The organism is Dyella sp. 01N448, from assembly GCF_056399225.1.
Genome location: NZ_JBFTQX010000005.1, coordinates 173541 through 194326, shown reverse-complemented (window position 1 = coordinate 194326; position 20786 = coordinate 173541). Strand labels below are relative to the sequence as shown.

Annotated in this window: 18 protein-coding genes; 9 read left to right on the top strand and 9 right to left on the bottom strand. The window is 60.2% G+C overall.

Translation table 11 applies throughout. The features are described from left to right. Window positions 1-18 precede the first annotated feature (18 nt). The 8 genes from AC1DKY_RS10485 to AC1DKY_RS10450 all read right to left on the bottom strand — a co-directional run bounded on the left by AC1DKY_RS10485 (window position 19) and on the right by AC1DKY_RS10450 (window position 9165). Window positions 19-366, bottom strand: coding sequence for a copper-binding protein (locus AC1DKY_RS10485; RefSeq protein ID WP_441603950.1), 348 nt, complete (start codon window positions 364-366; stop codon window positions 19-21). Next, window positions 363-3542 carry an efflux RND transporter permease subunit gene (locus AC1DKY_RS10480; RefSeq protein WP_441603949.1) on the bottom strand — a complete coding sequence of 1060 codons (3180 nt, stop codon included), beginning with the start codon at window positions 3540-3542 and terminating at the stop codon, window positions 363-365. Before AC1DKY_RS10480 ends, AC1DKY_RS10485 begins: the two co-directional genes overlap by 4 nt. Further along, window positions 3539-4825 carry an efflux RND transporter periplasmic adaptor subunit gene (locus AC1DKY_RS10475; protein WP_441603948.1) on the bottom strand — a complete coding sequence of 429 codons (1287 nt, stop codon included), beginning with the start codon at window positions 4823-4825 and terminating at the stop codon, window positions 3539-3541. The genes AC1DKY_RS10480 and AC1DKY_RS10475 overlap by 4 nt, the downstream gene beginning before the upstream one ends. Beyond that, entirely contained in the window at window positions 4822-5967 is a 1146-nt protein-coding gene (locus tag AC1DKY_RS10470) for a TolC family protein (protein WP_477179372.1), read from the bottom strand. Before AC1DKY_RS10470 ends, AC1DKY_RS10475 begins: the two co-directional genes overlap by 4 nt. Window positions 5968-6186: 219 nt before the next feature. Continuing rightward, window positions 6187-6600, bottom strand: a complete 414-nt coding sequence (locus AC1DKY_RS10465; protein ID WP_441603946.1) for a hypothetical protein — start codon at window positions 6598-6600, stop codon at window positions 6187-6189. A 91-nt stretch (window positions 6601-6691) separates the two neighbouring features. Further along, on the bottom strand, window positions 6692-7267 hold the full coding sequence (locus tag AC1DKY_RS10460; RefSeq protein ID WP_441603945.1) for a DUF4136 domain-containing protein: 576 nt from the start codon (window positions 7265-7267) through the stop codon (window positions 6692-6694). A 65-nt stretch (window positions 7268-7332) separates the two neighbouring features. Further along, on the bottom strand, window positions 7333-8031 hold the full coding sequence (locus tag AC1DKY_RS10455) for a response regulator (protein ID WP_441603944.1): 699 nt from the start codon (window positions 8029-8031) through the stop codon (window positions 7333-7335). Between the two features lie 279 nt (window positions 8032-8310). Then, window positions 8311-9165, bottom strand: coding sequence for a hypothetical protein (locus tag AC1DKY_RS10450; RefSeq protein WP_441603943.1), 855 nt, complete (start codon window positions 9163-9165; stop codon window positions 8311-8313). Between the two features lie 355 nt (window positions 9166-9520). Here AC1DKY_RS10450 and AC1DKY_RS10445 point away from each other — a divergent pair, with 355 nt between their 5' ends. Then, a complete protein-coding gene (locus tag AC1DKY_RS10445; protein WP_441603942.1) occupies window positions 9521-10126 on the top strand; it encodes a hypothetical protein in 606 nt (201 codons plus the stop codon). A gap of 161 nt (window positions 10127-10287) precedes the next feature. On the opposite strand, the gene AC1DKY_RS10440 is transcribed toward AC1DKY_RS10445, so the two are convergent. Then, window positions 10288-10857, bottom strand: coding sequence for an OmpA/MotB family protein (locus AC1DKY_RS10440; RefSeq protein ID WP_441603941.1), 570 nt, complete (start codon window positions 10855-10857; stop codon window positions 10288-10290). A 369-nt stretch (window positions 10858-11226) separates the two neighbouring features. On the opposite strand from AC1DKY_RS10440, the gene AC1DKY_RS10435 reads away from it, so the two are divergent. The 8 genes from AC1DKY_RS10435 to potE all read left to right on the top strand — a co-directional run bounded on the left by AC1DKY_RS10435 (window position 11227) and on the right by potE (window position 20769). Then, complete coding sequence (locus AC1DKY_RS10435) at window positions 11227-11901, top strand: MarC family NAAT transporter (RefSeq protein ID WP_441603940.1); 675 nt, start codon at window positions 11227-11229, stop codon at window positions 11899-11901. A 352-nt stretch (window positions 11902-12253) separates the two neighbouring features. Further along, entirely contained in the window at window positions 12254-13138 is an 885-nt protein-coding gene (locus AC1DKY_RS10430) for an outer membrane protein OmpK (RefSeq protein WP_477179916.1), read from the top strand. A gap of 32 nt (window positions 13139-13170) precedes the next feature. Further along, window positions 13171-14505 carry a guanine deaminase gene (guaD, locus tag AC1DKY_RS10425; RefSeq protein ID WP_441603938.1) on the top strand — a complete coding sequence of 445 codons (1335 nt, stop codon included), beginning with the start codon at window positions 13171-13173 and terminating at the stop codon, window positions 14503-14505. Between the two features lie 40 nt (window positions 14506-14545). Further along, window positions 14546-15832, top strand: coding sequence for an MFS transporter (locus tag AC1DKY_RS10420; protein WP_441603937.1), 1287 nt, complete (start codon window positions 14546-14548; stop codon window positions 15830-15832). Between the two features lie 17 nt (window positions 15833-15849). Continuing rightward, window positions 15850-17142 (top strand): MFS transporter, encoded by a 1293-nt coding sequence (locus AC1DKY_RS10415; RefSeq protein ID WP_441603936.1) that lies wholly within the window; start codon window positions 15850-15852, stop codon window positions 17140-17142. A gap of 350 nt (window positions 17143-17492) precedes the next feature. Next, on the top strand, window positions 17493-18596 hold the full coding sequence (locus tag AC1DKY_RS10410) for an AI-2E family transporter (RefSeq protein ID WP_441603935.1): 1104 nt from the start codon (window positions 17493-17495) through the stop codon (window positions 18594-18596). A gap of 57 nt (window positions 18597-18653) precedes the next feature. Further along, window positions 18654-19130, top strand: coding sequence for an ion channel (locus AC1DKY_RS10405; protein WP_441603934.1), 477 nt, complete (start codon window positions 18654-18656; stop codon window positions 19128-19130). Between the two features lie 307 nt (window positions 19131-19437). Continuing rightward, the gene (potE, locus tag AC1DKY_RS10400) at window positions 19438-20769 is read left to right on the top strand and encodes a putrescine-ornithine antiporter (RefSeq protein WP_441603933.1); all 1332 of its coding nucleotides are present in this window, start codon (window positions 19438-19440) and stop codon (window positions 20767-20769) included. Window positions 20770-20786 lie beyond the last annotated feature (17 nt).

Here is a 20786-nt window from a genome sequence, read left to right as displayed (position 1 = left end):
GCGTTCGGCGCCGTCGGGTCAGGGCTGAACAGGCTTGATCGCCGTTACCGTGCTGTCCATACCTGCCGGATGCAGTGAGAACTGCACTTTGTCGCCGACCTTGATGGCCTTCAGCAGATCCGGCGAGGCCACTTTGAACGCCATCGTCATCGCTGGCCAGCCGGCGGAGGCGATCGCCTGATGCTGCAATGTGACGGTGTTCCTGGCCGTGTCGATCGCCTTGACGACACCGGTTCCGTGCGCATCGGTAGTGTGGGCATCGTGCTGCATGCCGGGCATGCTCGGGTCCATTGCTTGCGCTAGGGCGAAGCCGGGCGCTGCAGCCAGTGCGCCCAGGATGGCGAAGGCGGACAGGTGTTTTTTCATCGAGTGGTTCCTTGGTCGGGAGCGAGTGCGACGGTCGCCTGGCTGGTCTTGCGCAGTCGATGCAGGACCAGAAGGCGAAACGCGGCCGGGATGACAAGCATGGATAGCAGCGGTGCGGTGAGCATGCCGCCTACCATGGGGGCAGCGATGCGCTGCATGACTTCGGAGCCGGCGCCATGGCCGAGCAGTATGGGGAAAAGACCGGCAAGGATGACGGCGACGGTCATCGCTTTCGGCCGCACGCGCTGCACGGCTCCTTCGCGAATCGCGTTGTCGAGTTCGGCCGGTCCGGCATGCGGATCGAGCGCGAGGTGCTGCTCCCAGGCGTGACGCAGATACAGCAGCATCACCACGCCAAACTCGGCGGCAACACCGGCCAGGGCGATAAAGCCGATCATGGTCGCCACCGACACGGCGTGCCCGAGTAGCAGGACTAGCCACAGCCCGCCGACGAGGGCCAGCGGCACGCTCATCATGATCATCAGGGCTTCGCTGGCTCGATGAAATACGGCATAGATCAGTCCGAAGATGATCAGCAGCGCGATGGGCACCACAAGCTTCAGTCGCTCCGTCGCGCTGGCCAGATACTCGAACTGTCCCGACCATGCCACCGTGATGCCTGGCGGCAAGGTCACTTGCTGTGCCACGACCCGCTGCAGGTTGGCAACGACAGCGCCAAGATCCCGATCCGTGGTATCGACGTAGACGTACGTGGCCAGCTGACCGTTCTCGCTCTTGAGCATCGGGGGCCCCATGTCCAAGCTGATGTCGGCGACTTGACTGAGGACCAGTTGCGCGCCGCTGGCAGTGGCGATCGGCAACTGCCGCAATGCCGCGACCGAATCACGCGCGATGCGTTGATAGCGGACCACGATCGGATAGCGCTCTCGCCCCTGGATGGTCTGCCCGATGGGATCTCCGCCCACCAGTGTTGCGATCAGCTCCTGTACCTGCTGTTGGGTTAGTCCGTAGCGGGCCGCATCATCGGGACGAATGTGCACGTTGACATAGCGGCCACCCTCGGCGCGCTCGCCAATGGCTGAGCTGACCCCGGGCGCTTTCTTGGCCACGGCTTCGATCTGGTCGGCCACGGTTTGCAATACGGCTGGATCGGCTCCAAGCACTTTGATGCCGATTGGACTCTTGATGCCGGTGGCCAGCATGTCGATACGGTTGCGGATTGGCGGTACAAACAAATTCGTCAAACCTGGTACGCGCACGGCCTTGTCCAGCTCGATCTTGAGCTTGTCCATGGTCATGCCTGGCCGCCAAGCGTTCTTCGGCTTGAACGTGATGGTGGTTTCGAACATCTCCAGTGGTGCAGGATCGGTGGCGGTCTCGGCGCGTCCGGCCTTGCCAAACACGTGATCCACCTCGGGCACGGTCTTGATCATGCGATCCGTGAGCTGCAGCAGCTGCGCCGCCTTGCCGGCAGACAGGCTCGGCAGTGCAGTGGGCATATACAGCAGCGTGCCTTCGTCCATCGGAGGCATGAATTCGCTACCCAGCTGGTTGATGGGAATCGCGGCGCTGAGTAGCAGGATGGCGGCCGCCACCAGTGTCGACTTCGGATATCGCAGCACGGCTTCCAGGATGGGGCGATAAAGTGCGATGAGGCCTCGATTGAGCGGATTGTCGCGCTCGGCGCGGATGCGGCCGCGCACGAGGTATCCCGTCAACACGGGCACCAGGGTAACGGCGAGGCCGGCGGCCGCCGCCATGGCGTAGGTCTTGGTGAACGCAAGCGGCTTGAACAGCTTGCCTTCCTGGCCTTGCAGTGCAAACACCGGTACGAACGACAGCGCGATGATCAGGAGGCTCACGAACAGCGCGGGCCCCACTTCGACAGCCGACTCCGCCACTAGTGACCAGCGTGCAGCGCCTTGCGGTTCCCGCCCATCGTGCGCATCACGCCAATGCTCCAGATGCTTATGGGTGTTTTCAATCATTACCACGGCTGCGTCGACCATCGCACCGATGGCAATGGCGATACCTCCGAGTGACATCAGGTTGGCCGACACACCTTGCAAATGCATCACCACAAACGCAACCAGCACACCGAGCGGCAGCGTGATCACCGCCACCAGGGCGGAGCGCAAATGCCCCAGGAACAACGCGCAGACCAGGGCGACGACCAGGAACTCCTCGAGCAACTTGCCCCAGAGGTTATCGACGGCCGCATCGATCAGCTCGGAGCGATCATAGGTCGGCACAACTTCCACGCCGGCCGGTAGACTGCGTTTAAGTTCGGCAAGCTTGACTTTGACGGCGGCGATCGCGGTCTTCGCATTCTTTCCCGTGCGCAATACAACAACGCCGCCGGCGACTTCACCCTGGCCGTCCAGTTCAGTGATGCCACGTCGAAAGCCGGGTCCGCGCTGCACTTTTGCGACATCGCGCAGCAGTACCGGCACACCACCGGAGTTGGTGGCAATGGGCACACGCTCGAAGTCCTCACGGTTGCGCAGGTAACCTTCGCTGCGCACCATGAATTCAGCTTCGCCTTGCTCGATGACGGAACCACCGTTCGCGCCGTTGGCAGCGCGAATGGCTTCGACCAACTGCGTGATCGTGAGGTTGCGCGCGGCCAGCGCTTGCGGATCGGGCACGACTTGCCATGCTTGCTCCATGCCACCGAGGCTTGCCACTTCGGCCACATCGGGAACGGTCTTGAGCTGATAGCGCACAAACCAATCCTGCAATGCGCGTAGCTGGCCGATATCGTGCTGTCCCGTGCGGTCGATCAGTGCGTACTCGTAGATCCAGCCCAGCCCGGTGGCATCCGGGCCCAGCGAGGGGTTGACGCCAGCGGGCAAGCGATCGCGTACCTGGCTCAAGTACTCCAGCACGCGCGAGCGTGCCCAGTAGAGATCCGTGCTGTCATCGAACAACACGTAGACGTATGAGTCGCCGAAGAACGAGTAGCCGCGGACCGTCTTGGCGCCAGGCACCGATAGCATGGTCGTGGCCAGCGGATAGGTGACCTGATCTTCCACCACCTGGGGCGACTGGCCTGGCCAGTTCGTGCGGAGGATCACCTGGGTGTCAGACAGATCGGGCAGGGCATCGATCGGCGTATGCATAGCAGCGAACGCGCCGGCCACCGCCAGCACCAGGGCAGCCAGCAACACCAGGGCGCGATGCGCGATCGCGGTGCGGATGAGCGTCGCGATCATGGACGATCTCCTGACATCGGCATGCCCGGCATCGACGCGCTGCTCGCAGGAGCAGGATTCGCACCAGGATCGTTCAAGCGATCGAGCGCCCCCGACAGGCTGGCTTCCGAGTCGATCAGGAACTGGCCGGACACCACCACCTTCTCGCCGCCAGCGAGGCCGTCCAGGACTTCGGTGTAGCCGCCCGCCGAGCGTCCGGTGCGAATCGCGACGGCGCGGAAGCGACCGCGGTCGTTGGCGACGATCACCCGCGTGTGATCACCCGTGGCGATCAATGCATCGTCCGGCACCACTGGAAAGGCCTCCCCTGGCCATGGGTCGAACTGCACGGTGGCGAACATGCCGGGACTCAACGCGCCGTCCGGATTGGCAAGCACGATGCGTGCACGTTGCGTGCGGGTAGCCATGTCGATATCGGGCAGCAGCGTTTCCACATGGCCGTGGAACACTTGGCCTGGCAGGGCGTCGACGTGAACGTTGACCGGTGTATCCGCGCGCATCATCCCGGCAACCGCCTGCGGCAACGCCGCTTCGACCCACACCGTGGATAGCCCGTTGATCGTCATCAGGGTCTGCCCGGCGTTGACGCGTTGCCCCTCGCGCACATCGAGCGTACTGATCACGCCTGCTTGCGGCGCATGCAGGGTGATCTGGCCGCTGCTCCCGAGGGCGCCGCTGTCTGCTGGTGACAAGCCCAGTGCCTGCAGTCGCTGTTGCGAGGCGCCGCGCAAGGCTCTGGCCTCTGCCGATTGCACATGTTGCAAGGCCTGCGATTCGGCCACCGCGCTGCTCCACTGCGGGGCGAGCAAGCTGGCTAGCGGCGCACCGGCAGCCACGTTCGCATACGGAGCGCGTACGTACAGCTTGCTGATGACTCCGTCCACGCGAGCACTGACGACGGTCGCCTGGCGCAGATCCCAGCTGATGGTTCCGGGCACTTGAATCGTCGCAGGGAGCGCACGACGCTCCACGGTCGCCGTGCGCATGCCCAGGTTCTGCACTGTCGCCGAATCAATGCGGATGGTGTTCGTGTCCATTCCTGCATCGGCATATTTGGGCACCATTTGCATACCCATCGACGACAATCCCGGTTTGTCGGAATGCTGCTCGGGCGTCATCGGGTCGTACCAATACAGGACCTTGGTACGCGCCACCGGTGTAGCGGATCCTGTGGCTGCGGAAGATTCCGCCGGAGCATTGCCGTGGCGGCCTGCCCAGTAGGCGATGATCGCAGTAACGAGCAGTGCCGCGAGAATGAATGAGATCAGGACAGCACGTTTCATGGGGTGTCCCCCTCGGGAAGAAGGTGGGTCAAGGCTGCCCAGGCACGGCCGTAGTCGGTCAGCATGCGAGCAAAGTCGGTGTGGTGAGAGATTTCGTCGCGGCGCGCATCCAGCAAGGGTTGGATATCGCCGCCACCGCGATAGGCCGCCAGGGCCAGCGCCGCGCGATCGTTGGCTTGCGGCAGTAGCTGGCTGAGATGTCGACGCACTTGCCGGCCCAGTGCATCCCATTGCGCCCAGGCTGCCTGCACAGCCTCGGCCTGTTGCCGCCGCGCGTCATCGCGTTCGGCTCGAACTGCATCGAGGTCTGCAGCACGCCCGCTGATGCCGCGGTCTTGCCGATTGCGCGTGAACAAAGGCAGGCTCACCCCGACCTGGAGCGACACCATGTCGGACAGGCCGCGCACACGAGAGCCATAGTTGAATCCCACGCTCCACTCGGGATGCTTCTCGGCCTTGGCAGCCTCCAGGGCGGCTTCGGCGGCGTGTTCGCGAGCAGGCCAGCCGAGGAGGTTGCCTTGATGGTCCAGGTTGGACAGCAAGGAGGATTCGTCGTGTGGGAGCACGGTGAAGTCGGGTGCGTCGGCCAGTGGTTCGTTGACCGGCGTGCCCAGCCATCGCGCCAATGCCGCTCGAGCCTGGGCTTCGCGCGAGTTGGCGTCGTCGATGCGGTTTTCCAGATCGAGCGCTTCATTGCGCATGGCCAGTACATCGGCAGCAGAGCCGTTGCCTCCGCGCAATCGCGCTTGGGCCACCACGACATCGATCGCCCACTCACGTCGCATGGCTTGCAACATCTGGAGTTCACGGTGAGCCCCCCATGCGCCGATCCAGGCGACGGCGACTTGTTGCTCGATGGCGAGCCGGGTCATCGCCGAGGTGGACGCGGCTTGTTCGACATTCGCTTGCGCGACGTCGCGCTGCGCCTGGCGCTTGGCCCGAGACGGCAGCGCCTGGGAAAGCCCGACGGTGCGCATGGTCATGGTGTCGCCGCCGGCCGTGAAGGCCCCCGGGCCTTGGATGGCCAGGTTGTCGATGCCAACGGTCAGCTGGGGGTCGGGGAGGGCGCCGGCGCGCCCAGCTTCTTCGCGGGCGGCGTCCTGCTGGGCAAGACGTGCCTGAAGAAGCGGCGCCTGCGCCATGGCGCGCCGGGTTGCTGCGTCCAACGTCAGGGTCGAGGCGGTATCGTCCGCCCAGGCTGAAGATGCCAACAGACCTGTGGCGACCGATAAAAGGCACAGCCAAAAGCGCGCCGTGCAGGCACGCGTCAGAATTCGATGCGAAAACATTGCTAGCTCCGATCACAAAACCGTACGAGCCATGCACGCAGGCATGGCCGCCGAGTGGTTAGCGATCGAGGGCTAGATCAACAGGGAGCAGAACCGCAGTGTCGGCGGCGGATCGGGACGAAGCAGTGCGGCATCAGGCATGGGCGCCTGCTCGGGCGCATGCGCGATGGTTCCCAGCAGCATCGGGGATGCCATGGGCAACAACAGTGGCGGAACGGCTGGCAGGCGAACATCATGTGCCGAAGTCGCGTTGCCGGCACAGTGTTCGGCGCAACGTGCATCCGGACTTTGGTGTTGGAAAGAGGCTTTCTCCATGGAGCCCGTGCCCATGGCCGCGCAATCGCCCGTCATCACCGTGTCGGCCGGCCTGGTGGGCAGCGTGCAGACATAGGCAGCCATGGCGAGCTGCTGGAACAACAGACAAAACAGCACCACCCCGGTCCAAAGGACGCGGTGACGGCGGCTGATGTGAAGGCGTGTGCGCATGAAGTGTTCATCATAGCGCAGCTGGACCCAGGTCCAGTCAAGAGGGTCCGATCCCGTTACCGGGCTGCCATCTCGGGGCGCCCGCGAGAGGTCAGCGAAGGACACCTTCGCTTTTCAGTTTCGGTATCAGAGTGGCGGCCAGGTCCCTGGTGGCCTGAGTGAGATCATTCGTTCGCACGCCTTGCGTAGTCACCGTCCATACGAGCTTCTCGCTCCTGACGTCCCACACGCTGGTCTCGAGGGTGACCACCTCGTATTGATGTACATCGGGGGTGGATGCCCAGGCTGATCCATACCAACCATAGAAACCTCCGTAGCTCGGGCCGCCCGGTGTCACATTGATCTTTTGCTCGACGCGCTCGACGCGCGTGGTGAGGACGCCATCGATTCCCGTGGTCTTCAGATCATTGAGATTCAGCGATGTGGCGCCTTGCGGAAGCCGGGCATAGCTGCGTTCTGCACGGATGCCTGCGCTCTGCAGTTCTTGGGAGAACACGTCCTCGAACACGCGCTTCATCGTGTCACTACGGGTAATGCCAACGACGAGCACGTTGGATAGCGGCGGTCCCGCAAAAGAGGGATTCCGCCACTGATTGCTGACGCTCACCGTTGAGCAACCAAGCATCAGGGCCACAGTGCAAGCTCCCGGCACGATGAACAGCTTCACATCAGCGCTCCCTGTCTCGATGCCAGAGACGTCATGCAGGCGAAGTGACACGCACCCATCGCGGCTCAACTCAATGCAGGATCCATGGACACTTCTGCCATGCGTCGGGCCATCCCTTGTCGCACGAGACCTTGCTTCTCCGCCTCACGAATAAGCGCGATGCTGTTGTGAACGCCGAACAGACGCAGCAATGCCTGTCGATGGCTTTCCACCGTGCGGGGCGATATGCCCAGCGAAGAAGCGATCTCCGACGTACGGAATCCATCGGCGACGCAGTTGATGATCTGTCCCTGTCGGCGCGACAGTCGGTGAGTGGGTGGCGGCGCGAGCATGATGGCGGTGAGGGCGCTTGGGCTCAGGTACTGGTAGCCATGCGCAACCGCTTCCACCGCTCTGCAAAGTTCCTCGCTGGCCAGTTGCTTGATGACGTAGCCATTGCAACCAGAGAGCAGGGCCTCGCGCGTGACGGCTGGCTCACCATGCGCAGAAAGAACGATGAAGGGTACGGTGGATCCTCTCTCGCGCAACTGCTGCAATGCCTGCAACCCGCTGAGCAGCGGCAACGTGATATCGGAAACGACCAGGTCGATGGCGCCGGTGAGCGCGCGCTTGACCAGGGAGATTCCGTCGTGGGTGATTTCGAAGGATCCAACAATCGGAGCCAATAAGCCCGCCACTTCCTCGGCTATGCCCTGATCTGCATCTGCCAGCAGCACGCGCAATGACGGCTTGTCGCTCGTCTGAAATGAAGTGTTCTCTGTCATGGTGGCACATCTCCCTGCTACAGCCTCAATGAACGAGGAGTCCAAGCGAACATCGATCCTTGCAACCGGGACCTGTCACCCTGGCGTGGGCGTGTTCGACACCGCCCTCGCGCCGGGAGATTCAGCAGCACTGTTCGCCCTTTGCTTGACGCTCGTTAACCGTTAGATCGCGTTTCGTTCCCCAGGCGTCGCCGTTCCAAGCCGATTGGGCACCGTGGCATCGACGCATCGATGCCTGCCGGCGAGTCCGCCAGAGAAAAGCCCTGGCCAACCCGGATTTCAGAAGTGCCAGGTGTAGTTGAAACTTGGCCCACTGATCCTTGCCTCTTTGAGAAACTTGTCACTGCCGCCTTGCTCATATTTGATATCGCGATAGCTGATGGCGATATCGCCCCAGTGGAATGCGTAGCCCACGCCGACGTTCAATTGGTAGGTGTTGTCGGAGTCGCCCGTGCCGACGTCGGCGTAGTACGGAAAGTACCAGCCCGAGTCAGCGAACGGCGTCCAGCGACCTCGTACGCCGATAATCGCGTTACCGGCATGCGTCTGATTATGCAGGTGGCCACTACCTTGCAGGATCAAGGCATCCTGGTTGTTGACCACGTTGAGGTTCCAGCTGATGTTGCCTTTCAACCACACATAGCGCGCGCCGAAGAGCAGGTCGGCATAACCAAGCGTGCCGTGCCCAAGCGTATACAGCCCGGCCAGCGTAATCAGGCCGCCCTTCATTCCCCAGCGCGTATCCAGGCCGGCGTCGGCTCCGAAGCGTTCGCCTCCAATCGAGGTGAAGCGCCCCTTCTCGTTTGAGAATTTGATCCAGTCGATGTCGCCGAACATGCCCCAGTTCCCCTTGCGAATATCGCCTTCGAGCAGCAGGGCGCCACTGAGGCTGCTCAAGGGGTCTCTCTTGTTTTTGACGGTGACATCCGGGCCACTGGGAAGCTGGTATCGGGTTTCGCCGGACACGCCGGGAAGCCAGCCGTACGGCGTGATGCTGCCGTGCCAGTTTCCGTCCCAATAGTCTTCTGACTGTGCGAACGCCGGCATCGCGAACAATGAGGCAGCACCGGAGGTTAAAACGAGCCCTAGCGCGAGGGTGGCGCGAGCAAAAAGAGAACCGGAACGGCCACTCATGATGACCCCTCATCGCTCTAATCGACAATACATATTGGCGCAACTAATTGGGAATTCACAGCAAAAACTTGCAGCACTAAAGGCATAAGTAGATCTACGCGCTAATTAGATCGTGGGCAATTAGCAAACTCTTGCGTGTGCATTTTAGGCCTGCGTATTTCTACACAGAAATAATCGGTAATTAGCCACTGGAGATCTCATGCATCACAGCCGATGCTTGTAGGAGTCTATGCGCACTGCAGGCATGGGGCGGGGTGGCGTGCTGCGTGATTGGATGAAAAGGGCAGAGCAGCCCCGAAACGGGATGCTCTCATGGCATGTACGCCTTGATTCGTCGCTGACAGAGAGATGTGATATGAGCGCCTTCGACTTCCCACGTTGCTTGCTTCTAGCCGTCGTAGCGGCAGGCACACCTTTCCTGTCGGTCTATGCGCAGACCTCCACAGCGCCGCCGGTGACCGCGACGGCACACGAGCTGGCCAACGACACGGAGACCGTGACGGCTACGGTGACGCAGATCGATTATCAAAAACGCCTGGTCACGCTTCGAACGGCCGCTGGCAAAGAAGACACGGTAGCGGTGGGGCCGGCCGCCACGCGGTTCGACCAGGTCAAAGTCGGCGACAAGATCACCATGACGTACCAACATGCCGTTGCGCTTGAGTTGCTTCCGGCCGACAGTGCGCAAGCGGGCACCGAGGTTGAAGGCGACATTACGCGGGATGAGAAAAGCAACAAACCGGGTGGTACGGCCGAGCAGGCGGTGACGGTGACCGCGAAACTCACGGCGGTCGACCTGAAGAAGCATACCGTCACGCTTACCGGGGCTGATGGCAAGACCCGTATCATCGAGGTGAAGGATCCCGCACGCCAGGCCCGACTCTCAAAGCTGAAAGTCGGCGACATGGTGCGCATCACTTATGCCGAGGCTTTGGCGGTCACCGTCACCCCGCAGGGGTAAGGGTGCGGCAGGCGGGTAGGACGTCGCGAGCATCACCCGATCCTTGGGTCATGGTGATGACGCAAGCGAACGATTCACGCCGGCGCGTATGTGAAGGTGGGCAACAGGCGACGGGCGCGGTCCATTTGGCCGCGCCCGTCAAGTTCGATATCTGCGTCGATTCAGTTGCTCGTGCCGGGGCTCGCTACGGTGAGCTCCACGCGACGATTCTGAGCCTTGCCCTCGGCGGTGTCGTTGGACGCTACGGGATTCTCCTCGCCATAGCCCTTGGCCGATACCAGGCTTGGATTGACGCCCTGCGAGATCATGAATTGCTGCACATTGTCCGCGCGCTTCTGCGACAGGATCTGATTGGTCGTGATGCCTTGCTTCGCCAGTTCCGGACCAATGGGCGTGCTATCGGTGTAGCCGCTCACGTTGATCTTGTTCTTCTGATGAGGGGCAAGGATCTTGGCGACCTTGGCAATGCTGGTCTTGGCCTGCTCTGATATCTCCCAGCCGCCTGATGGAAACAGCAGCTGATCGTTGAGCGAAACCTTGATGGCATCCTGCATGCGCGAGATGCGCACGTCGCGGGACTGAATTTCGCTCCCCATGCTCGCATTGAGCTGCTGGTATTGCGCCTCCAGCTCCGCATTCTTCTGCTGCGACTCATCATATTTCTGCTGAGAGACACACCCTGCCGCCAGGAGTGCCACACCTAGTACGCATAGCTGCGGAAACTTGATCATGGGAGTTCCCTCACGTTGGTGTCTTATCAAAGGAGGCGATCTTCGATTCGCCGATAGTCGCTTGCTAGTTTGGTCTCACCACGCTCATGCAATGGTCGCTGAATTGTAGTTAATAAAGTAGGAAGAAAATACGTCGCCCATAAATTTAATAGAATGATTAGGTGGAAACACGCAAGTTATTTGAGTAGAGATGCCTTGGCTGATGCGCGGCGGGATTCCACCCAGAATGAAAATGACATGGTCGCGTCTGCCATCCGGCCTTGGGAGTGGCGATTCTTTCGTTGTTTTATGAGGCTCGCCGGTCACGCTACCATCATCGGCATAGGTGGATAAGACAGGCCTAAAATTCGCCCGCTTAGATAGCCAGACATGCCCGCCTTTCTGAATGACGTCGCAGTGGGACTGTTGGGCCTGACGACCATCGCCAATCCGGTGACCAGTGCAACGGTGCTGTTGGCGCTGACCGCGCGCTACCCGGACGCAGAGCGCAATCGGCAGGTCTTGCGTGCCGCCATTTACGTATTCATCGTCCTTCTGGTCTGTTTCTATGCAGGCAGCATTGTCATGCGTCTCTTCGGGATTTCTATCCCCGGGTTGCGGCTGGCCGGCGGTTTGATTGTTTCGTATATCGGCTTCGGCATGCTGTTTCCGCCGGAACGGATGACGGAGCAGGGGATTCAAGAGGAATTTTCCGCTGCCACCCCAACGACGAAGTTCCGCGATATCTCATTCGTCCCTTTGACGATGCCGTGTACCACGGGGCCCGGCACCATCGCCTTCATCATCAGTGCTGCCTCGACCATCCCTACGCGCAGTTATTCCTATTCGGTGCACCTGGCTGTCATCACGGTAGCGGTGCTCTTTACGTTGGAGTTCTGGGCCTGCCTTCGCGGCGCCACGACCATCCTGCGGCTGCTTGGGCAAAGCGGCGTGGATGCGCTGACTCGCGTGATGGGCTTTCTGTTGGTATGCATCGGCGTGCAATTCGCCATCAATGGGGGTCACGAGCTCTTGCAGATATGGCACCTCGTTGCCGCGGTGTAGGTACAGTCTGGGTGCCTTCGCAACGAGTCGCAACATCGCGTTGTGTCATCAGCGATGTTGTCGACGATGCACGGTGGTAGTGCCCGATTTCGCTGATGAAGCTTATGGGGGAGCAAGCTACGTATTTTCTCTTACGTAGTGTTTATATTCAAAGCAGCGCATTGCGTATTCACGCTCGTTGAACGCTGATAGTCTTATTTACAGCAAACGACATCACCATCAGGCTTTACGGCGTGACGTCTCTTGGGGGATGTGGCGTACTTTGTGTCTTTACCTGGTGAGTCACGGCCTTGTCTTTGCCGTTGGGGCTTCTTGATCCGGAAAGGCCCATATCATGTTTGGCAGGACCGCCATGACTTGTAACGTCGTGCATCGAGTCGCGCTGGTTGCGATGACGGCGCTGGGCATTTTCTCTTGCCCGATCTCCGCTCAGGGGTCAGGGGTAACCTCAGATCAGGAAGCGCCGGTTGCGCCGGCAGACTCAGGATTCTTTCTTTGGACGGATAGCAGCGTATCCCTGCTGCCCTATGGATATGGGTTTGAGGTCGATCCAAAAGAACAATCCACCTTCACCCTTGAGCACGCCCATGCCTCCAGGATAGGCGACATGTTCCTGTTTGTGGATGCCACCAAATATCACGGCGGCGCGGGCAGTGAATCCACGTGGTACGGCGAAGTCGGTCCACGCTTGAGCTTTGGAAAGATCTTTGATGAGGACATCTCCTTCAACCTGTTCAAGCACAGTTTGTTTGAGGTCAAGGACGTTTTGCTTGCTGCGCAGTACGAGCGTGGCGAGGATCCGGATCTGGCTGAAGCCGCACTTCTGGGCATCGGCTTCGATCTGGATGTGAGGGCCGCCGGCATCCTGGGTGGCCTGGGCAAGTTCAACTACGTGCAATTGAATATCTACGGTCGAGACGATCTGACCAAGGGCGCGAGGCGCGGCTTCCATGAGATGCAAGTCACGATGGTTGCGAGTTACCCGTTTGAGGTGGGCCGCGCTCACTTCCTGGTTGACGGCTTCTTCGACTGGATCCCCGGCATCGGCGACAAACATTGGAGCTTCCATCTCAATCCGCAGTTCACCTTGGACATTGGCGAGTATTGGGGCGAACCGAAGAAGCTCTACGCGGGATTGGAAGTGGACTGGTGGTGGAGCAAATACCAGATACCCAGCTCGTCGGCATTCGATACGAATCAGCAGGCCGTCAGTCTGTTATTGAAATGCCACTTCTAACCGCAGCGTGATAGCTGCGCAGGAGACGCATCATGTCAACGGTCCAGAGCGTTCCCACCAGTGCGATCAGAGGGCCGACACTTACCTTCAAGGGAGATCCGTTCCAGGACGGCCTTGAAAGCACCATGGTCTATGAATCGGATGCGATCGTTGCTTTCGGTGGTGGCCGCATCACCCATTTCGGTCCGGCAAGCAAGATTGAGAGTCAACTTCCTGTGGGACTGAGCGTGCGCAACTATGGCCCCGACTCGCTGATCTCGGCTGGCTTTCTCGATAGTCACGTTCATTTTCCGCAGACGCCCATGATCGCCGCGTTTGGCGAGCAACTGCTGGACTGGTTGAACAAATACACCTTCCCGACCGAACGCAAGTATGCCGACAAGGCTTTTGCCGCTTCGGTGGCCAAGGTGTTTCTGAATGAGTGCCTGAAAAACGGCATCACGACTAACTGTATCTATTGCACTGTATTCCCGCAGTCTGTCGACGCGCTCTTCGAGGAGGCCGAGCGCCTTGGCATGCGCATTGCGGCGGGCAAGGTCTTGATGAACCGGAATGCGCCGGACTATCTGCTCGACACCACGCAAAGCGGCTATGACGACTCCAAGGCGCTGATCGGCAAGTGGCACGGGCGCGGTCGCCTGATGTATGCGATCACCCCCCGCTTCGCCCCAACCAGCACCGCCGATCAGCTCGAATCAGCGGGCGCGCTCTGGAGCGAATTCCCCGATTGCTATATGCAGACTCATGTATCGGAGAACCGTAGCGAAGTGGCCTGGGTCAAGGAGTTGTTCCCTGATAGGAAGGGCTACCTGGACGTTTACGACCATCACAAGCTTTGCCGCCCGCGTGCCGTCTTCGGCCATGGCATCCATCTGACCGATGACGAGATGGACTGTATGCATGCGACCGGATCGGCGATCTCGCATTGCCCGACTTCGAATTTCTTCCTGGGGAGCGGTTATCTGGATGTATTCCGCGCTGCAGACAAGCGCAGACCGGTACGCGTTGGCCTGGGAACGGACCTGGGTGCAGGCACATCGTTCTCCATCCTGCTTACGCTCAACGAAGCCTATAAAGCGGCCCAACTCAACAACCATGCGCTCACAGCTGGCCACGCCTACTACCTGGCGACACGGGGCACGGCGCACGCGATGTATATCGAGGACAAGGTCGGCAGCATCGCCCCCGGCATGGAGGCCGACATTGTCGTTCTCAACATGAAGTCGACGCCGATCATCGAGTATCGGATGCAATTTGCAAAGGACATTCATGAGGCGCTGTTCATCCAGATGACGCTGGGCGATGACCGTGCCGTGCAAGCCACTTATGTCGCCGGTCAATTGCGCTACGAGCAAGCGAAGTCGTGACCTCGCGCGCTGACGACCATCTCATTAGAGGAGATCTGCCATGTCCGCCACTATGGTTAATTCCCCAAGCCAGCCTGGCACTGCCGTACTCGGCGGCGGCATGGCATGGTGGGTGTGGACGTTATCGGTCATCTTTGTTGTTTATCTCTTCAGCTTCCAGACCGGTTACTCGATCGTCAACCCCAGCGTGCAGAAGGACGTCGGGTTAACGATCGCCCAGGTGGGCGCCATCGCGGCGGTCTACACGTGGGTCTTCGCGATATTCCAATTCTTCGGCGGCGCTTTGCTCGATCGCATTGGTTCGCGGCGCGTACTGCCGGTTTCGATCGCGCTGGTCACGATTGGCATCTTCATCTTTGCCAACGCAAACAACTACGGCATCTTGCTGGTTTCCCAGATCGTGGTGGCTATCGGATCCTGCACGGGCTTCGTGGGGGCGGGGTACATCGGCGGGCAATGGTTCGGCATGGCGAAATTCAGCTTCATGTTTGGCCTTGTGCAAGTGGTCGCTGCACTGACGTCAGCATTTTCAGTGAACCTGATCGGGCTTGCCCTGAACTCCATGACCTGGAGAGCGCTCTTTAATGCGACCGGCGTTTTTGGCATTGTCCTGTTCGTTGTCGGCCTGCTGTACATCAAGAATCCGACACCTGTCGTCCACCACGATGGCGATGGCTCGGGTGGCTTCTTTACCGGCGTACTCAAGAGCATGGCCGAGGTGGCAAAGATCGGCCATGTCTGGGTGGCGTCGCTGGGCGGCGCTCTATCGTTCGGTGCGATGCTTGCGCTCGGCGTGGTCTGGATGCCGAAGCTCTTGATGGTGCACCGCTTAAGTGAGAGCGCCGCGGGATTTGGTGCCTCGCTGCTTTGGTTTGGTCTGGCTATCGGCAGCGCCGTCATTCCGCATTGGTCCGACGTCATCAAGCGGCGCAAGCTTCCCATCATCCTTGGTGCGGCTGTCCAATTGGCGGCGCTACTAGCACTTGTGTATCTGCCGGATGTCGGCACGGCGATGGCAATGACCATGTGCTTCATCTTCGGCTTTGCGAATGCTGCGCATATGTTGGCCTTCAGCAGTGCCGCTGATGTCGTGCAACCCAGGCAGATCGGAACCTCGGCCGCCATCGTCAACGGCATCATGTTCATTCTCGGTGGCGTGCTGATCAGTCGGCCGGGCGTGAGGATCGGACTTGGCGTCGAGTCCGGGCTGCAGCCCGCATCGTTACCTCTGGCCCAGTACGCCAGCCTGCCGCTCATTATCGCCTGTGTATTGGCCCTCATCGTGGGTCTACTGATGAAAGAAACCTATCCGGGTAGCGGTCACTGAGGCAAAGGAGTAGGGCCATGGGCGGTGCTGATCCCGATGTCCGGCAGGGCGCCTCTAAGGCGTGGGGCGTGTGGCTGATCGCGGTGGCGTTTGTGGTCTATTACTTCAGCTTTCAGACGGCCTACTCCATCGTCAACACGAGCGTGCAAAAGGACGTGGGCCTTTCCATCGCCCAGGTTGGCCTCATTGCGGCGCTGTATACCTGGGTATTCGCGATCTGCCAGTTCCTCAGTGGCCCGTTGCTGGACCGCCTGGGTGCCCGGAGAGTGCTGTTGCCTGCGATCGTGCTGGTCATCCTCGGCATTTTCGTCTTTGCCAATTCGAAGAACCTCGGCATGTTGTTGCTCTCGCAAGTGTGTGTCGCCTTTGGCGCTTGCACTGGCTTCGTGGGGGCTGGCTATATCGGGGGGACATGGTTTGGCTGGGCGAAGTTCAGTTTCATGTTCGGCCTGGTGCAGTTCGCCGCCTCGCTCTTTTCCGCGTTCAATCAGAACCTTCTGACCTGGGCGCTCTCCATGTCCTCATGGCGTCCTCTGTTCAACGGCATTGCCGGCATGGGCATCGTGTTGCTTGTCGTGGCTGTGCTGTGGTTGCGCGACTTCCCGTCGGCAGCGAGTGCGCCTGGGCAGACGGCGGGGTCATTTCTCACTGGCGTCTGTCATTCGCTGCTTGAAGTGGGAAAGGTGCCGCACGTATGGGTGGCTGCCGCCTTCGGTGCGTTGTGTTTCGGAGTCATGCTGGCCTTGGGGGTGGCCTGGGGGCCCAAGCTAATGACCTTGCGCGGGCTCGATCCTGGCATTGCGAATCTGGCGTCCTCGCTCTTGTGGCTCGGGCTGGCCGCTGGCTGCTTCATCGTGCCGTCCATTTCCGATCGCTTGAAGCGGCGAAGGTTGCCCACGCTCGTTGGTATCGCGATTCAGATTGCTGCGCTCGCGTTGTTGCTCTATGCGCCTCCCCTGGACATGGCCTTGGATATGGCGCTTTGCTTTGCGTTCGGCCTCGGCAACGCCGCGCACATGCTGGCATTCAGCACGGCAGCCGATGTAGTTCCCCACGAAAACATCGGTACGTCGGCGGCTATCGTCAACGGCATCATGTTCATTGTAGGCGGCATCATGATCAGTCGACCAGGTTTGCTGGTAGGCGCGGGACTGGAGGGCGGCATCGCTTCAGGATCATTGGCGATGGCGCAATACGCAGCCAGGCCACTTCTGATAGGTGTGTGCCTCGCCTTCGCCATCGCTTTGCTTATGCGTGAAACCTATCCGAAGGCCGGAGCCGCTTTGAGCGTAACGCCCACGGCAAATTAAACCGGCACATGAGTCTCCAAGCCATTTGAATGAGATGTAGATTCGACAAGGGGCGGATGCCATGCCTAGAGCCAATATCATCGTAGTTGTGGATGACAGGGACGAAGTTGCTGCTGTCGATGCCTGGTTTGCAAGGTGGCGCTCTGCACTAAGCCACGTTTCCGAAGATTACGGATGGAGTTGCTGCGTACACATCTGGCAACTCGAGGGACCGGCAGAGGCCTTGGCCGAGTTGCCGCCATCCATCGTTACCCGTGGCGAGTGGTCCAGCTAGCGAGTAACGCTGAGTTTCGCGTTGAAATTGCAGTCCACAGGAAAAGTCAAAACTCTGTCGTAGAAGGTGCCCATCCATGTACCTCAAGTCAATGTACGAGAGAGCCCTGTCCCGCGGGCTGCTCGATGTCCTGATCCGCGCCGGGCTGATCGCCGCGCTGGTGATCTTTTGCTTCGAGATCTTCAGTCCCTTCCTTCACCTGATGCTCTGGTCGGTGATCCTCGCGATCACCCTCTATCCCCTGCATCTCAGGCTGCGGGGGAGGCTGGGCAATCGCGATGGCCGCACGGCAACCCTGATCGTGTTGATCGCCGTCGTCATCCTGATGGTGCCGGTCTACCTGTTGGGCACGTCGATGACCGAGTCGGTTGAAAAGGCGCTGGACGTGGTCAAGGAGGGTAAGGTCCGCATTCCCTCGCCGTCCGAGTCGGTGGCCAGCTGGCCGCTGATTGGAAAGCCTCTCTATGGCTTCTGGTTGCAAGCAGCCACCGACCTGACCGGCCTGGCACAGAAGCTCGCGCCGCAACTGAAGGAGTTCAGTCTTATGGCGTTGGGCAAGCTTGCCAATGCCGGCCTGGGTTTTCTGATGTTCATCGCTGCCCTGATCATCGCCGGCATCCTCATGGCCTTCGGTGAAAGCGGGGAACGCAGCGCGGTGAAGATTTCCTCGCGCATCTTCAGCTCGGGACGAGGGCCGCAGATCACTCACCTGTGCACTGCCACCATCCGGGCCGTCGCCCAGGGCGTGATCGGCATCGCCTTCATTCAGATGCTGCTGGTTGGCGTCGGCTTCGTGCTGATAGGTATTCCAGGCGCCGGCCTCCTGGCCCTCGCCGTGCTGTTGCTGGGCATCATGCAGCTCCCGGCCACCCTGATCACGATACCGGCCATCGCCTACGTGTTCGCCACGGAAGGCGCCAGTGTCGGCACCATCGTGTTTGCGGTCTATGTCTTTGTTGCGGGCCTGGCCGACAACGTACTCAAGCCGCTCTTGCTGGGCCGCGGCGTCGATGTGCCGATGCCGGTGGTGTTGATCGGTGCACTGGGCGGCATGGTCACGGGCGGGATCATCGGCCTGTTCATCGGCCCGGTGGCGCTTGCAGTCGGCTACCAGCTGTTCTGGCAATGGGTTGAGGAACAGCCGCCGATCGACGAACCATCGGCGCCAAAGCAGACCTGACCCGGCCGCGCACTCCTCACCGTTGCCTGCCGCCATCGATGCGCGGAGGAGGTCCCCGTGTTGCTCAATCTATTGATCGGCCTCCCCGTGATGTTGGTTTGCCTGCTGCTGCAGGCGTTCTTCCTCAACATCAGCCTGCGTCAGTATGCCCGCTACAAGCTTTCCCACAGGGGCAAGGAAACGGCAACGGGCAACGTATTGCTGCTGTACACGGTGCTGCTCCTGCTGACGCTTGGTTACTTCGCCGAGACCGTGATCTGGGCGGCGCTGTTCATGCTGCTTGGCGAGTTCGACGATTTCAAGACGGCGCTCTACCACTCGGGGGTCAACTTCGTCACGCTGGGGTATGGCGATGTCGTGATGTCCCCGCGCTGGCGCATGCTCGGCCCGCTTGAGGCGGCCAACGGCATTCTGATGTTCGGCTTATCGACTGCGGTGATGACTGCCGCCGTTATGGACATCATCAACCAGAACAAGGCCAGGATAAAAAAGAGCAGGCGCCCATGGAGGCTTCGTCGGCGTCGAAGCCAATAAAACTACCTAGGAAAACTTGGTATTTCTAATTCAGTAATTACGGCATTGCAGAGTTGTTGGCAGGTTCATGATTAACTAAGTATTTGGCCATATAGCCTTCCAAAGGATTAAGCGCGAGTATTTGCGACGGTTCACGCTGATTTGATTGATGGTGGCTCACTATCGATTAAAGATGTTTTTTGTTGCTTGAGAATTCATTTCACAGGGGCGGGGCAATTCATTGATCGACTGCCGGTCGTTTCGGTCGGCTGCGAGTGCTTGCGTGGCGGGTCGCGCTAACTCCGCAATTCGGAATTGGGAGGCGGTGATGAACGGCAGCACGAAGAAGATGAGCATGATGCAGCTAACCGTCCTGGTGGCGGTCAACATGATGGGCTCAGGCATCATCATGCTCCCGGCAAACATGGCCCAGGTCGGTGCGATCTCGTTGACGTCGTGGGCTGTCACGGCGCTGGGTTCCATGGCCATCGCCTACGGTTTCGCACAGGCGGGGCTGCTCAGTCAGCGCGCCGGCGGCATGGCGGCCTACGCTGAAGAGGCGTATGGAAAGGGCGGTTACTTCCTGACGTTCTTTCTGTACTTCCTGTCGCTTGCCATCGGCAACGTGGCGATCGCCATCTCAGCGGTGGGCTATCTCGCTGCCTTCTTCCCGTGGCTGTCGTCGACGCCCATGTCCACGTGCATCAGCGTGATCGGGTTGATCTGGTTGACGACGCTCGCGAACTTCGGCGGTCCGAGTGTCACTGGCAAAATTGGCTCGATCACCGTATGGGGCGTCATCGTCCCGGTGGCTGGCCTGTCGATCATCGGCTGGTTCTGGTTCAAGGGATCGACTTTTTCGGCCGCGTGGAATCCTCAAGGCTTGAGTTTCTTCAAGGGCATGGATTCGAGCATTGCACTGACATTGTGGGCCTTCCTCGGCATGGAGTCGGCGGCGCAGAACTCCGATGCCGTGGAGAATCCCAAGCGGGACGTGCCCATGGCATGCATGCTCGGCACGCTGGGCGCTGCCGTGATCTACGTCCTGTCCACCACGGTGATCCAGGGCATTGTGCCCAATGCGGAGCTGGCCAAGTCCACCGGACCGTTCGCGCTGGCGTACTCGCAGATGTTCAACCCGACCGTGGGCGCGATCATCCGCGCGCTGGCCATTCTTGCCTGCCTGGGCTCACTGCTGGGTTGGCAGTTCACCATCGCGCAAACGGCAAAGACGGCTGCCGAGGGACGCATGTTCCCGACCTTCTTCGCCAAGACCAACAAGATGACGGCGCCGGTCATCGGCATGATCGTGATGGGCGTGGTGCAGAGCCTGATGGCGTTGTCCACGGCATCACCCAGCCTGGGCGAGCAGTTTGCGGTGCTGGTCAACCTTGCGGTGGTGACCAACGTCATCCCCTATATTCTCGCGCTCTCGGCGCTGATGATCATGATGCGCAAGGCATCGGTTCCCCAACATACCTTCAGGCTCAACGCGTTCGTGGTTACCGTGGCGATGCTTTACAGCACCTATGCCATCTATGCATCCGGTATGGAGGCGGTGCTCGGTGCAACCATCGTGATGGCGCTTACCTTCGCCATTTACGGCTTCCTGGCGCCTCGCTTTTCGGCTCCCTTTGCCGGGGAGCCCCTGCGTGGATAACTCGCCGAGGCAGAACA

Coding starts and splice junctions, on each gene's coding strand:
- AC1DKY_RS10485 (WP_441603950.1), bottom strand. CDS start 366: ATGAAAAAACACCTGTCCGCCTTCGCCATCCTGGGCGCACTGGCTGCA.
- AC1DKY_RS10480 (WP_441603949.1), bottom strand. CDS start 3,542: ATGATCGCGACGCTCATCCGCACCGCGATCGCGCATCGCGCCCTGGTG.
- AC1DKY_RS10475 (WP_441603948.1), bottom strand. CDS start 4,825: ATGAAACGTGCTGTCCTGATCTCATTCATTCTCGCGGCACTGCTCGTT.
- AC1DKY_RS10470 (WP_477179372.1), bottom strand. CDS start 5,967: ATGGCGCAGGCGCCGCTTCTTCAGGCACGTCTTGCCCAGCAGGACGCC.
- AC1DKY_RS10465 (WP_441603946.1), bottom strand. CDS start 6,600: ATGCGCACACGCCTTCACATCAGCCGCCGTCACCGCGTCCTTTGGACC.
- AC1DKY_RS10455 (WP_441603944.1), bottom strand. CDS start 8,031: ATGACAGAGAACACTTCATTTCAGACGAGCGACAAGCCGTCATTGCGC.
- AC1DKY_RS10450 (WP_441603943.1), bottom strand. CDS start 9,165: ATGAGTGGCCGTTCCGGTTCTCTTTTTGCTCGCGCCACCCTCGCGCTA.
- AC1DKY_RS10445 (WP_441603942.1), top strand. CDS start 9,521: ATGAGCGCCTTCGACTTCCCACGTTGCTTGCTTCTAGCCGTCGTAGCG.
- AC1DKY_RS10440 (WP_441603941.1), bottom strand. CDS start 10,857: ATGATCAAGTTTCCGCAGCTATGCGTACTAGGTGTGGCACTCCTGGCG.
- AC1DKY_RS10435 (WP_441603940.1), top strand. CDS start 11,227: ATGCCCGCCTTTCTGAATGACGTCGCAGTGGGACTGTTGGGCCTGACG.
- AC1DKY_RS10430 (WP_477179916.1), top strand. CDS start 12,254: ATGACTTGTAACGTCGTGCATCGAGTCGCGCTGGTTGCGATGACGGCG.
- guaD (WP_441603938.1), top strand. CDS start 13,171: ATGTCAACGGTCCAGAGCGTTCCCACCAGTGCGATCAGAGGGCCGACA.
- AC1DKY_RS10420 (WP_441603937.1), top strand. CDS start 14,546: ATGTCCGCCACTATGGTTAATTCCCCAAGCCAGCCTGGCACTGCCGTA.
- AC1DKY_RS10415 (WP_441603936.1), top strand. CDS start 15,850: ATGGGCGGTGCTGATCCCGATGTCCGGCAGGGCGCCTCTAAGGCGTGG.
- AC1DKY_RS10410 (WP_441603935.1), top strand. CDS start 17,493: ATGTACCTCAAGTCAATGTACGAGAGAGCCCTGTCCCGCGGGCTGCTC.
- potE (WP_441603933.1), top strand. CDS start 19,438: ATGAACGGCAGCACGAAGAAGATGAGCATGATGCAGCTAACCGTCCTG.